Source organism: Solwaraspora sp. WMMA2056, from assembly GCF_030345095.1.
Taxonomy (GTDB): domain Bacteria; phylum Actinomycetota; class Actinomycetes; order Mycobacteriales; family Micromonosporaceae; genus Micromonospora_E.
Map to the genome: position 1 here is coordinate 4203983 of NZ_CP128360.1, position 13294 is coordinate 4217276.

6 protein-coding genes and 1 pseudogene are annotated in these 13294 nt (G+C 71.4%); 1 reads left to right on the top strand and 6 read right to left on the bottom strand.

Annotated elements, in window-relative coordinates:
- Positions 1 to 96: 96 nt before the first annotated feature.
- From O7608_RS19070 to O7608_RS19095, 6 genes and pseudogenes are all read right to left on the bottom strand, one after another.
- The gene (locus tag O7608_RS19070; RefSeq protein ID WP_289205883.1) at positions 97 to 4107 is read right to left on the bottom strand and encodes a ThuA domain-containing protein; all 4011 of its coding nucleotides are present in this window, start codon (positions 4105 to 4107) and stop codon (positions 97 to 99) included.
- A 49-nt stretch (positions 4108 to 4156) separates the two neighbouring features.
- Complete coding sequence (locus O7608_RS19075; RefSeq protein ID WP_289205884.1) at positions 4157 to 5464, bottom strand: multicopper oxidase domain-containing protein; 1308 nt, start codon at positions 5462 to 5464, stop codon at positions 4157 to 4159.
- A pseudogene (locus O7608_RS19080) lies at positions 5461 to 6924 on the bottom strand (OmpL47-type beta-barrel domain-containing protein); the annotation flags it as partial. The pseudogene O7608_RS19080 and the gene O7608_RS19075, both read right to left, overlap by 4 nt.
- Before the next feature lie 1014 nt (positions 6925 to 7938).
- A complete protein-coding gene (locus O7608_RS19085) occupies positions 7939 to 10056 on the bottom strand; it encodes an iron ABC transporter permease (RefSeq protein ID WP_289205886.1) in 2118 nt (705 codons plus the stop codon).
- 5 nt (positions 10057 to 10061) lie between these two features.
- A complete protein-coding gene (locus O7608_RS19090) occupies positions 10062 to 11093 on the bottom strand; it encodes an iron-siderophore ABC transporter substrate-binding protein (RefSeq protein WP_289205887.1) in 1032 nt (343 codons plus the stop codon).
- A 26-nt stretch (positions 11094 to 11119) separates the two neighbouring features.
- The gene (locus tag O7608_RS19095) at positions 11120 to 11938 is read right to left on the bottom strand and encodes an ABC transporter ATP-binding protein (RefSeq protein WP_289205888.1); all 819 of its coding nucleotides are present in this window, start codon (positions 11936 to 11938) and stop codon (positions 11120 to 11122) included.
- A gap of 223 nt (positions 11939 to 12161) precedes the next feature.
- On the opposite strand from O7608_RS19095, the gene wecB reads away from it, so the two are divergent.
- The gene (wecB, locus tag O7608_RS19100; RefSeq protein ID WP_289205889.1) at positions 12162 to 13286 is read left to right on the top strand and encodes a non-hydrolyzing UDP-N-acetylglucosamine 2-epimerase; all 1125 of its coding nucleotides are present in this window, start codon (positions 12162 to 12164) and stop codon (positions 13284 to 13286) included.
- Positions 13287 to 13294: the final 8 nt, after the last annotated feature.

The window sequence follows — 13294 nt, forward strand, 5'->3', positions numbered from 1 at the left end:
TGTTGCCACTCTGTGGCAATACTGCCAGACGATTGTGCCGCCCGGAACGGAGTGCGCGCCGGGCACGGACGCTGAGCCCGTGCCCGGCGCCGCCGGTCAGAGCGTCCGCAGCCGCACGTTGCGGAACTCCATCACGTCGTTGCCACCGTGGTTCTGCAGCCCGACGAAGCCGCTGACGAACTGGCGCAGGTCCGTCGGCGGGTCACCGGCGCGCGACGACTGCTTGCCGGGTACGTTGTCGAACTCGCTGATCGTCACCCCGTTGCGGATGATCGTGTAGCGCTGGCCGACGACCCTGATCTCGTAGTCGTTCCATTCGTCCTTCGGCGTCGGTCGTGCCTGCTCCAGGTTGTTGGGCTGGAAGTTGTAGACCGAGCCGGTCTTCTGCGTCTCCCCGGCGGTCCCGTCGTAGAGCTGGATCTCGTGACCGCAGTAGATCGCCACCCAGGCCTGCGAGCTGCGGGCCGAGCCGACGGTGCCGCAGCTGCCCGCCGGCCGGTCGTCGACCGGCACCGTCGGGTCGGGGAACCGGACGAACACCCCGCTGTTGGCCCGGACGTCCCCGGGTGAGACGTCCTTGAACTGCAGCCGCAGCGAGTAGTCGGCGAACTCCTCGGCCCCGTACCAGAGCATCCCCAGCCCACCCGAGGTGCTGATCCCACCGTCGGGCAGCAGCCGGAACGTGCCCCCGGGCGCCTGCCGCCAGTCGGCCAACGAGTGTCCGGTGCCGTCGAACAGCGGCCGGTATCCGGCCGTCCGCCCGATCAGCGATGCTTCTCCGGCCGCCCGCAGCGTCGCCATTTCGGCGGCGTCGAGCACCTCGTCGTCGTCCAGCTGCGCCAGCACCTCGTCGAGGTGGCTGATGAACGAGCCCTGGTTCGGCCACTGCCGTTCGTCGTCGATGAGGTCGTTGACCGTGCATCCGGCCGCAGCGTCGCGGTTCGGTACGCCGGTGTCGGTGTCGAGCAGCCACACCGTCTGGCGGGCGTCCGGGGCGTCGCAGCCGGTGTCGACCACGACGGTGTGCGTGGCCACCTCACCGTCGGCGTAGGTGACCTTCACCGTCGCCTCGAATCTGCCGTGACCGCGGTAGGTGTGCGTCGGGTGCGGCTGGTTCGAGACCCGGTTGCCCTCGCCGAAGGTCCACTCCCAGGCGACGCCACCCGCCCGGTGGCTGGAGAAGGCCACCGTCCGCGGGTTGCTCGGGTCCGGGACCCGGGCCGAGGCGTACTCCGGACCGGGGGTCGGCGCGCCGCCCTCGTAGACGATCCGGATCAGCTTCTGGTTGCTGTGCAGGGTGAAGAAGCCGCCGCCGTAGTCCAGCAGGTACAGCGCACCGTCCGGGCCGAACTTGGCGTCCATCCAGTGCTGCAACTGGGTGCCGCCGTTCCCACCGGGAATGATCCTCCGTAGATCCTCCGCGTAGGCGGGGGCACCCTGGTCGGGCACCACCGCCGGGTCCACGGTGACCGCCACTCGGTTGTCCGCGTTGGACTGATCGCCGATGAACCACTTGCCGTCCCAGTGCGCCGGCCAGGCCACCCCGCTGTCGGTGTCGACCTGTGACCGGTGGTACGTCGGCCCGTTCATCACCGCCTGGCCGCCACCGCGCAGGTACGGCCGGGTGAAGGTCTCCTCGCCGGGCACGTACGTCGGTAGTCCGCTGCCGTCGGTGCGGGTCGGGAAGACCGGCCCGCCGCCCTGCGGCGAGTACCAGATCATGCTGTCACGCACCGGCGGCAGCTCCACCAGGCCGGTGTTGCGCGGCGAGGTGTTGCGCGGGTTGGCGCAGTCGTACCAGCCGGTCAGCACCGTCGCGTCGGTGTTGCTGCGGTCCCGGTACGGCTGGCGGTTGCCCATGCAGTACGGCCAGCCCTGGTTACCGGCCGACGTGATGATCGTGGCGTGCTCGTACTTCGCCGGCCCCAGCTCGGGGTCCGGGTTGGTGGCGTCCGGGCCGACCCAGGCAGCGGTCAGCCAGTCGTTGACCGGGTCCCAGGCGATCCGCGACGGGTTGCGTACGCCCATCACGTAGATCTCCGGTCGGGTCTTGCCGCCGCCTTCCTCATCGCCGGTGAACAGGTTGCCCTCCGGGATGCTGTACGTGCCGTCCGGTTCCGGCCGGATCCGCAGGATCTTGCCGTCGAGGCTGTTCGTGTTGCCGGCGGTCCGGCGGGCGTCCTGGAACGAGATCCCGGCGTACTCCTGGGTCCAGTTGTTGCCGGAGTAGCCGCTGGATCCGCCGGAGGAGTTGGCGTCGCCGGTGCTGACGTACAGGTTGCCCGCGTCGTCGAAGGTCATCCCGCCGCCCGCGTGGCAGCAGCTGTGGATCTGGGTCTCCCAGTCCAGCAGGTCGACGCGGGTGGCCTGGTCGATGCTGGCGGTGTCGTGGTCGTAGGTGAACCGGGAGATGGTCCGCCGGCCGACCCGTTTGTCGCGGTCGATCGTGGCGTGCGGCATCCAGTACACGTAGAACCAGCCGTTGTCGGTGAACGCCGGATCCAGGGTCATCCCCAGCAGACCCTCCTCGCTCTTGACCAGTTCGCTGCCGCTGCCCCGGTTGCCCATCACCTCCAACGTGGTGAGCAGCGTGACCTGTTTGGTCCGAGGGTTCCACTGGTGGATGGTGCCGCAGCCCTTGCCGACGTTCGGGTTCGACCAGTCCGGGACGGCGCCGGTGGCGCAGGCGGCGCGGCCGAGATAGAACACGGTGCCGTCCGGGGCGATGGTCAGCCCGTGCGGCTCGCCGATCTGGTCCATCTGACCCTGCTGGTTGGCGCCGGTGAGCCGTTCCACCCGGTAGTTGGCGGCGATCGTCGCCTGGCAGTCGCCCCGGACCGTACCGGCGGTCCAGCTGATCGCGCCGAGGATGTGGTCGCGGAACAGCTCGTCCTGCGCCCAGCTGGCCTCCGTACGGCCCATGCCGGTGTAGAAGGACCGACCGCCGTCGTAGTCGTGACACCAGGCGACCGGGTGGAACGGCCCGTTGCCGCTGAGCCCCGCGTCGTAGCTGGCCTCGTCGACCTGGGCGACGACGTGCACCCGGCCGACCGGGTTCGGGTCCCAGCTGATCCACTGGTCGTCGCGGGTCCAGTTCATTGGCAGGTCGTGGGTCGCCGGATGGTTGCGGTCGGTGACGTCGACCTCTGCCTGCTGGACCTGGGTCTCCGGCGCCGCACCGGCGTCGGCGCCGATCAGCCAGAGCTCGGCGAGCTGGGTCAGCGGCTCGCCGCTGTTCGCGGTGATGTTCAGCCGGTAGTGCCGGTAGGGGTCGGTGTTGTCGAACGCGAACTGCCGGGTGAGGAACCGCTGTGGGAAGCTCTGCCCGGTCCGGCGGTCCAGATCGGTCCAGTTCTCGCCGTCGTTGGATCCCTGCAGAGTCCAGTCCCGTGGGTCCCGGCCGGGGAAGTCGTTGGCCGAGGTGAGCGCGTACCGGTTGACCACGGTCGGCTCGGCCAGCTCACCGGCGAGCCAGCCGGTCGGGGAGCGGGTCAGCCACTTGGTGCCGGTGGCGCGGTCGAAGGCGTGGCTGGCGGTCTCGTTCGGCGGGTTGTTGCCGCTGGCACTCGCCTCGGTAACCGTCTCCGCCGGTGGCAGGGTCGGGGCCGGTCGGGTGCCGAGCAGGCCGGTGAACCACTCCGACCCGGACTGGGCGTACGCGGCGTCGTGGACGCCGACGAACCCGCCACCACCTTTGACGTACGCCTGCAGGGCCGCCTCCTGCGCGCTGTCGAGGGTGACGCCGTGCGCGGACAGGAACACGACGCTGCGGTAGCGGGCCAGGTTGTCCGCGTTGAACACCGCCGGATCGTCGGCGGAGTGCACGTAGAAGCCGTGTTCGTTGCCGAGCCGGCGGATGACGTTGGTGGCGCGGCGTACCGGATCTTCCTGCTCGGCCTCGGGGCCGTGGAAGACCAGGACGTTGACGACCCGGTTACCCCAGGTCGGGGGTGCGGTGTAGGCCTGGGCGGCGGAGACCGGGGCGGTCAGCAGGCCGGCCAGCAGGGTCACGGTCGCCGCCAGCGCGGTGCCGCGTCGGCGGGCGGCACCCGGTCGGGCGGGTCGGTGACGTAGTCGGGGGAAGGTGAAATGGCGTCGGTGGGCCATTCCTGCTCCTTATGGCGGCCCGGCGGGGTGTGCCGGGGTGGGGGAGGGGTCAGCGGTGTGCGGCGTGCGCCGCCGCGGCGTCGGCCGGTACCCCGGCCGCGTCGGCCGGCACCTGCGCGGCGTCGTCGGTCGAGGCGGGGTGCAGGACCTGGCGGTGGTGGTGGCCGCCGGGCGGCATCTGTCCGTTCTCGTCGAGCACGTGCAGCGTGGTCGCCATGCCCAGATCGGAGTGGAACTGCATGTGGCAGTGCAGCATCCAGTGGCCCGGTCCGACCGAGTCACCTGCGACGATGGTGACGCCGAACGAGTCGCCCGGCCCGAGGGTCTTGTTGTCGATCACCGGGATCGAGTCGACGATGGCCTTGTTGTCGCCGGCCACCACGCCGGTACGGGTGTCGGCCCAGGAATGGCCGTGGACGTGCCAGGTGTGCATGTCGTCGCCGAGGCCGATGACGATGAACTCGACCCGTTCGCCGACCCGGGCGACGAAGCAGGCCGGGCCGGGCACCGGGTCGTCCAGGTCGCAGTCGTCGGCAGCCGCGCCGCGCCGCAGGTTGATCGACTGCCGGTCACCGAAGGCGGTGACGTAGGTGCGGTCCGGTCGGGGGTCGCCCTGGCGGCGGACCACCAGGCCGCCGAAGAGCCCCGAGCTGAGGCCCTGGGTGCCGTGCGGTCCACCGACGACGTGGTCGTGGTACCACCAGTAGCCGGCGGTGCCGGGAGATCCCGTCCGTGAGCTGCGCGGTTTCGCGTACCAGGTGTAGGTCCGCGACTCGCCCGGTGCCACGTACGACCCACTGTGCACGGTGCCGTCGGAGTCCTGGGTGTACTTGACCCCGTGCACGTGCAGCGACACGCCCAGCGGGTGCGCCGGGTTGGTCCGCAGCTGCGCCAGGGTCTCGGCGGTCACCTGGTTGTGCAGCGTGATCGCGAGACATTCGCCTTCGATCATCTCCATCGTCGGCCCCGGGTAGGAGGCCGTCTGCGGGGTCAGGCCGTAACCCAGCCGGATCTGGTTGGTGACCGGGTCGCGGGGCAGCTCCACCGCGTACAGCTGCAGTTCGCGGTCGGGCGCGACGCAGCCGTCAGGTGCCGCGCCGCCCGCCGGCGCGGCCACGTCCTGGGCGACGGCTTCGGTGCGTACGGCGTACGCGGCGCCGGCGCTGGCGAAGGTCGCCGCCAGCACGGCCAGGACCAGCAGCGCCCGGCCGGTGCCGGCGCGCAGTCGGGCGGTGGGTGTGGCCGGTGCGCCGACCGGGACGGTGCCGGTGTCTGTCTTGTGGTTCAACGTCTGTTCCTGTTCGCAGAGCCGGTGGGGGTCGGGGCAGGCGGGAGCGTCCCGCCGGTCGCTGGTCACGGCGCCAGCGGGGCGACGCGGACGTTGCGGAAGCTGACGATGTCGTCGACGCCGTGCACCTGCAGGCCGAGGTAGCCGTCGGCGCGGTGGCGGCCCGCGCCGCCAGGGTCGCCGTCGCGAGGCGGGTCGAAGACGAGGTCGGGCGTGTTGACGAAGTCGTTGACCAGTTCGCCGTTGCGGAAGATCGAGTAGTGTTGCCCGACGACCCGGATCTCGTAGTCGTTCCAGGTGCCCTTCGCGGTGACGCCGGCGGTGTCGAGGTCGACGCCGTCGAAGCCGTACACCGAGCCGGTCTTGTAGCGATCGCCGGCCGGGTCGTCGAGGATCTGCACCTCGTGGCCGTACTCGATCGCCACCCATTCCGGCCGGGGCTGGGTCGGGTGCTGGTGCACGGCGGGGAAGCGGACGAAGACGCCGCTGTTGGCCCGGGCGTCGCCCGGGGCGTCGTCGCGCCACTGCAGTTTCAGCGAGAAGTCACCGTAGGCGCGGATCGGGAACCAGAGCAGCCCGAGCCCGTCGACGGGCCTGCTGGTGATCGACCCGTCGGCGTTGCGGGTGAAGCCGCCCGCCCCGACCTGCTCCCACTGGGCGAAGGAGGCACCCGACCGGCCGAGGATCGACTGGTAGCCGGTCTGCGCGTCGGACTTGCCGACCGCCGACGCCGTGGCCGCCTCGATCAGTGTCGCCCGTTCGGCCGGGCTGATGACGCCGCGCGCCAGCAGGTCCTTCGCCACCGCGCGGACATGCTGCATGAACTCGTTGTGGTTGCGCCAGTTCCGTTCGCTGGCGATCAGGTTGTTGACCGTGCAGCCGGTGACGACCTGCCGGTTCGGCACCCGGCTGTTCACCGTGCCCAGCCACACCGTCGCCCGGGTGTCGAGCACCGGGCACTGCGGATCGACGCCGCCGGTGACGATGGTGAAGGCGACCGACGCGGGGTCGGAGACGTTGCCGGCGACGTCGGTGGCCCGGTAGCTCACCAGGTGATCTCCGGGGCGGCTGACGGTCACCGGCGCCGTGTAGGTGGTGTACGGGCCCTCGTCGACGGCGTACTCGACGCTGGCGACACCGGAGTCGTCGTCGACGGCGGTCAGCACGACCGTCGCCGTACCCAGGTACGCGCCGTTGTCGTCGCGCGCGCCGGACACGGTGGCGGTCACCGTGGGCGCGGTGGTGTCCGGATCCGGGGGTGCGACCACCGTGAAGGTCACCGACCCGGGGTCGGAGGTGTTGCCGGCGACGTCGGTGGCCCGGTAACGCACCGTGTGTGGGCCGGGTTCGTTGACGGTGACCGGTGCGTCGTACGGTTGGAACCCGCCGTCACCGATGGCGTACTCGATGCTGTCGACGCCGGAGCCACTGTCGGTCGCGGTCAGGCTGACGGTGGCGGCGCCGAGGTAGGCGCCGTCGTCGTCGCGCGGCCCGGACAACGCGGCGGTCACCGTCGGCGGCGTGGTGTCCTCGGTGGTGCCGTCGCTGACCACCAGGATGCCGTTCATCAGGCCGTGCCCGGGGATGGCGCAGAAGTACCGGTAGGTGCCGGCGGTCAGCACCACGTCGACGCTCCACCGGCCACCGTTGGTGTCGAAGGGGTCGGCCAGGATGTTGACGGCGACGTCCTGGTTGTACGTCGGGTCGCCGGTCTCGAACGTGAGGGTGTGCTGCATGCCGCTGGTGTTGCCGGTCGCGGCGCTGTTCTCGAAGACCAGCGTTGCCGGGCCGGGGACCGCGGTCGCCGGGGCCTCGGTGTAGGCGGTGACGTCGTTGCCGGCGGTCCAGGTGAGTACCTGGGTGTCGCGGGCCGGGGCGGGTCCGCCGTCGGTGGGTCGGGCGCTGACCGGTAGCGCGGTCAGCGTCGCGGTGAGCACCATGCCGACGAGGGCGGCCAGCGCGGTGCCAACCCGTCTGCCGCTGATCGGTGGTCGGATGTGACGATCGGGTTCGCCGTACCTGGCGTGGGCAGCTGACATTGCCGGCACACCTTTCGCAAGTGTCCGTTGTGGTATGACAGAGGACGTCGTGGGTGCGGTGCGATGAGTGGATCAGGGCATGCGGTGGCCAGGGTCCGGTGAACGAGGGTGGACGGTAGCGGGACCTGGCCTGCCGTGGTGAAGGGGCGGGTGGGCGACGTCAGGGTGCTGGCGCGCGCCGCCGCGCCGATCGGATACGCATTGTCCCGGGGGGTGCCACGGCCCCGGCGGGACGATCTCGCGAAGACCGGCCCTTCCAGAGTGTTCGGTCGAGTGGGCCTCGCCGTCGGTTTCCCCGCCGTCGCACGCTGGTGAGACAGACCCTAGCTGACTTGATGTCGATGTGTCTATGTCTTTCGGTTGACCGCACTAGACTTTCATTAGCTTCGACAGAAGCTCTTGCTGTGTGGTCATTACTTCTGTCGGTGACGTCGGGCAAAGTCGGGCGCCGGAGAGAAGAGCATGGTGGACTCGACTGTTCGGCGGCGCCTCGCCGGACCGGGCTCAGGCGCGGGACCGGGCCAGCAGATAGATGAAGTACGGCGCGCCGACCAGCGCCACCACCAGCCCGGCCGGCAACTGGGCCGGTGCCAGCACGGTACGCCCGATGGTGTCGGCCACCCCGAGCCCGACCACGCCGAGCCCGGCCGCCACCGGGATGATCCGGGCGTGCCGGCCGCCGACCAGCGCCCGTGCGGCGTGCGGCGCGACCAGGCCGACGAAACCGACGACTCCAACCGCCGTGACGCTCATCGCGGCGAGGACGGCGGCGACGGCCAGCACCAGCAGGCGCAGGCGCTCCAGACCGACACCGACGAGCCGGGGGGTGTCCTCGTCGAGGGCGAGCAGGTCGAGTTCACGGCGAGCGGCGAGCGCCACCGGCAGGGCGACCAGCAGGGCGATCACCGCCGGCACCACCTGCGCCCAGCTGCGGCCGTACGTGGTGCCCGACAACCAGGTGTAGATCCTCGGGGTGTCCCAGGGGTTCGACCGCACCAGCAGGTACGTCGTCAGGGCCGTCGTGGCGTACCAGACACCGATGCCCACCAGGACCAACCGGTCGGTGTGCAGCCCGCCCCGCCAGGCGATCGCATAGACCAGGCCGAAGGCGGCCAGCGCGCCGACGGTCGCGGCCACGGCCAGCGTCGTGGTCCCACCGCCGCCGGCAGCGGTCACGACGATCACGGCGGCCAGCCCGGCGCCACCGGTGATGCCGAGGATTCCCGGCTCGGCCAGCGGGTTGCGACAGGTGGCCTGGACCAGGCAGCCGGACAGCGCCAACGCACCGCCGGCGACGAGCGCGGCCGCCACCCGGGGGGCCCGTTCGTCGAGGGCGAACCGGACCATCGGTGGTCCCTCACCGGACGCCCACAGCGCGATGTCGCCGGTGAGCAGCCAGGTGTTGCCGGCGAGCAGCCCGAGCAGCGCCGTACCCCCGGTGGCGACGCCGACGGCGGCCAGCACGAGCCAGAACCGTCGCCGCGAACGTGGCCCCATCCCGCTGCCCGGCGGCTGCCGGGTCGGCCCGGAGTCGCGGACCCGCCGGGCGAGCAGGACGAGTACGACGGCACCGGCGAGGGTGGTGGTGACGCCGGTCGGCACCTGACCGGCCCGGTCGGCGCCGAGCAGGGCCCGGATCGCCAGGTCCGCGCCGACCACGGTCAGCGCCCCGACGAGGCCGGCCGCCGGGATGCCGACCGCGTGTCGATGCAGCGCCGGCACGGCCCGCGCCAGCAGCCGGGTGATCGCCGGTGCGCAGAGCCCGACGAAACCGATCGGCCCGGCCAGGGTCACCGCCGCCGCGGTCAGCAGGACCGCGAGGACGGTGCCGGCCGCGCGGGTCGATCGCACCGGTACGCCGAGCGCGGCGGCGGTGTCGTCCCCGACGCCGAGCACGTCGAGCCGCCGGGCCAGCAGCAACGCGCCGACGGTAGCCGCCGCCACGACCGGCGCGGCGTACTGGAAGGTGGTGAGTCCGAGTTGGCTCAGCGACCCGCTGCCCCAGGCGAACAACCCGGTGGTCTCCTCCTGAAAGCTGATCAGCAGCGCGGCCGTGGCCGCCTGCAACGCCATCGCCACCACGGAACCGGCCAGGACGAGCCGGGTGGTCGAGCTGCCCGCGCCGCCGGCGAGGCCGAGCACGGCGGCGGCGGCGAGCAATCCGCCGACGAAGGCGACGGTGCCCGAGGCCCACAGCGGCACCGCGAGCCCGAACGCCGCGACGGCGCTGACCGCGAAGTAGGCGCCGCCGGTGACCGCGAGGGTGTCCGGTGAAGCGAGCGTGTTGCGGGACAGGGACTGGAACATCGCCCCGGCGACGCCGAGGGCGAAACCGACGGCGACCCCGGCGGCCAGCCGGGGCAGCCGGGAGCCGACGAGGATGTCGCGGGCCGGTCCGCTGTCGTCGCCGAACGCGCCGAGCAGTTCGCCGGGGCCGAGACCGGCGGTGCCCTGAGTGAGGTGCCAGCCGGCCGCGACGATCAGGGCGAGCGCGAGTGACAGCAGGGCGGCGACCCCGCCGAGGACGGTCCGACCGGTCGGGCCGGGTACCGCCACCGGGGAACTGGTGGCGGTACCCGGTGCCGGGCGGGTCCTCGTCGTCGGTGGACCGTCGGTGCGCACGGAACTCAGTTGGTCAGCAGGTCGACGTACGCGTCCAGCACCTGCTGTGACGAGCGCGGCCCGCCGAAGGTCCAGATGCCGGGCGGGAAGCTGTGGGCCCGACCCTGCGTGACGGCGGGCAGCGACGACCAGATCTCGTTCTTCTGCAGCTCGGCGATGACGTCGCTGGCCGGATCGGTGGTGCCGGTGTGGAAGAAGGTGGCATCACCGACGGTGCTGATCCCCTCGACGTCGGTCTGCCCGAGACCGTACGCCGGGTCCACCTCGCCGGTCCAGGCGTTGGTCAGACCGATCGCCTCGCCGAGTTCGCCGACCAGGGAGCCCTGACCGAACGGCCGCAGCGCGACGTTTCCACCCTGGATCCAGCCGTCGAAGTAGACGAACTCGGTGGTCGACGGCCCGGCGGCGGCGACGTCCTGTTTCGCCTGATCGAGGCCCGCCTGGAACTGCTCGACGACCACGTCGGCGCGTTCGGTACGGCCGAGCGCCTCCGCGATCAGGGTGAACGTGTCCAGCATGTTCTGGACCGGGTCGGCGGTGTCGGCGCCCCGGGTGGCGAGCACGGGGACGTCGTACTCGGCGAGCTGGGTGATGATCGGGTCGTCGGCGGTGGTGGCTTCGACGATCACCAGATCGGGGTTGGCGGCGAACAGGGCGTCCAGGTTGGGTTCGCCCCGGCCGCCGACGTCGGCGACCCCGTCGGGCAGTTCCTCGGCGGTGACCCAGGTGCGGTAGCCCTCGGCGTCGGCGACCGCGACCGGCGTGCGGCACAGGGTGAGGACGTCCTCGATCTGCTGCCATTCCAGGACGGCGACCCGTTCGGCCGGGGCGTCCAGGCTGACGGTGCGTCCGAGCACGTCGGTGACCTCGACCGGCCCGGTCGAGGTCGTCGTGGTGTCGTCGGCGCATTCACCGGAGGCGGTCGGCGGCGGCGTACGGTCCGTGGTGGCCTGCGGGTCGCTGGTGCCGCAGCCGGCCAGCAGGGTGGGAACCAGCGCGGCGGCCGCGAGGGCAGCCGTGATCGATCGGGTTTTCATCAGATCCTCACTGTGAGTGGTGGCGCCTATCGGCGCCGGTGGTGGTGCCTACCCCGGGGCTCGACCCGTACCAGGCCGGTGTCGGGGTCCATCGTGGTGTCGATCGGCAGTCCGTAGACCTCGCCGAGGTGCTCTGCGGTCAGCACCTCGGCGGCGGTGCCGACGGCCCGGACCCGGCCCTGGTGCAGCAGGACGACCTGGTCGGCGACGCTCGCCGCCTGGTTCAGGTCGTGCAGGACGACGCCGAGCGCCGTGGTGTGCTGGTCCGCCAGGTCGCGGACCAGGTCGAGGGTCTCGACCTGGTAGCGCAGATCGAGATGGTTGGTCGGTTCGTCGAGCAGCAGGACGCCGGTGTCCTGGGCCAGGCAGGTGGCCAGCCAGACCCGCTGCAACTCGCCACCGGAGAGCTGGTCGATCGCCCGTGTCGCCATCGCGGTGATTCCGGTCAGCCGCATCGCGTGGTCGATCATGGTGTGGTCGGCCTCGGTGAGGGCACCGAACCGGCGTCGGTGCGGGTGTCGTCCGAACGCCACGACGTCGCGGATCCGCAGGCCGGACGGGTGCGGCAGGGACTGCGACAGCAGGGTGACCCGGCGGGCGAAATCCCGGGCGGACAGTGGCGCGGTGTCCTGCTCGACGCCGTCGTCGTGGCGCAGCAGGACCCGGCCGGATTCGGCCCGGTGCAGTCGGGCGAGCGACCGCAGCACGGTGGACTTGCCACTGCCGTTCGGGCCGATCAGGGCGGTCACCGTGCCGGGGCGGATGGCGACCGACACCCCGTGGACGACGGTGGTGCGGTGGTAGCCGAGCACCAGGTCGTCGCCGTGCAACGCGGTCGCGATCATGTTAGGTGAGGCTACCCTAAAGCGTTTCGTTGGCAAGATCCGGGTGATCGTGACCTCGCGATGTGCGGATGCGGGCAGCTGGCCGGTCCCGGAACGACGCGTCTCGGGGAACCATAACTTTTCCGGGCAAAAGCTCGTTTATCAGACGGGCGCCGTCGTAGGTCGACGACCTGGTGCCCGCCCGCACCTGTTCTCCCGACGGACGGCAGCGAGAAGGAGCGCGATGACCCGCGTGATGACGGTGGTCGGCACCCGGCCGGAGATCATCCGACTGTCCCGGGTGATGGACCGGTTGGACCGTACGGTCGAGCACGTGCTGGTGCACACCGGCCAGAACTGGGATCCGTTCCTGTCCGAGGTCTTCTTCACCGAGCTGCGGCTACGCCCGCCGGACCGGTCCCTCGGCGTCGACACCACCTCGCTGGGCCGGGTGCTCGGTGGGGTGCTGGTCGGCGTCGAGGAGGCGATCGCCGACCATCGGCCCGACGCTCTGCTGGTGCTGGGCGACACCAACAGCGCCATCGCCGCCCTGATGGCCCGCCGGATGCGGGTGCCCGTCTACCACATGGAGGCGGGCAACCGCTGCTTCGACATCAACGTGCCCGAGGAGACCAACCGGCGGCTGGTCGACCATGTCAGCGACTTCAACCTGGTCTACAGCGAGCACGCCCGGCGCAACCTGACCGCCGAGGGCCTGCACCCGCGCCGGATCCTGCACACCGGCTCGCCGATGCGCGAGGTCCTGGACCACTACCGGGCCGACATCGCGGCCTCGACGGTGCTCGACCAGCTCGGCCTGACCCCCGGTGGGTACGTGGTGGTCAGCGCGCACCGGGAGGAGAACGTGGACCGGCCGGACCGGCTGCACCGGCTGCTCGACTGCCTGCGGGCGGTCCGTGACGAGTGGGCGCTGCCGGTGCTGGTCAGCACCCATCCGCGAACCCGTAAGCGGTTGGAGGCGCTGGCGAGCGACCCGACCAGCCTCGACCGGATCACCTTCCATGAGCCGTTCGGCCTGTTCGACTACGTGAGCCTGCAGCGGGCCGCCCACTGCACGTTGTCCGACAGCGGCACGATCAGCGAGGAGGCCGCGATCCTCGGCTTCCCGGCGGTGACCCTGCGCGAGTCGATCGAGCGGCCGGAGGCGTTGGACGCCGGCGGCATCATCATGACCGGCCTGGACCCGGCCGGGGTGGTCGAAGCGGTCCGGGCCACGGTCGGGCAGGTCGCCGCCGACGGCGTGCCCTGCCCGGCGGACTACCAGGTGCCGGACACCTCCCGACGGGTGGTCGACTTCATCCTGTCGACCGTCCGGCGGCACCACGAGTGGGCCGGGCTGCGGCGCTGACCGGTGCC

Excerpts from the sequence above, each read along its gene's own strand:
- O7608_RS19070 (WP_289205883.1), bottom strand. The coding sequence starts at position 4,107 with ATGGCCCACCGACGCCATTTCACCTTCCCCCGACTACGTCACCGACCC.
- O7608_RS19090 (WP_289205887.1), bottom strand. The coding sequence starts at position 11,093 with ATGAAAACCCGATCGATCACGGCTGCCCTCGCGGCCGCCGCGCTGGTT.
- O7608_RS19095 (WP_289205888.1), bottom strand. The coding sequence starts at position 11,938 with ATGATCGCGACCGCGTTGCACGGCGACGACCTGGTGCTCGGCTACCAC.
- wecB (WP_289205889.1), top strand. The coding sequence starts at position 12,162 with ATGACCCGCGTGATGACGGTGGTCGGCACCCGGCCGGAGATCATCCGA.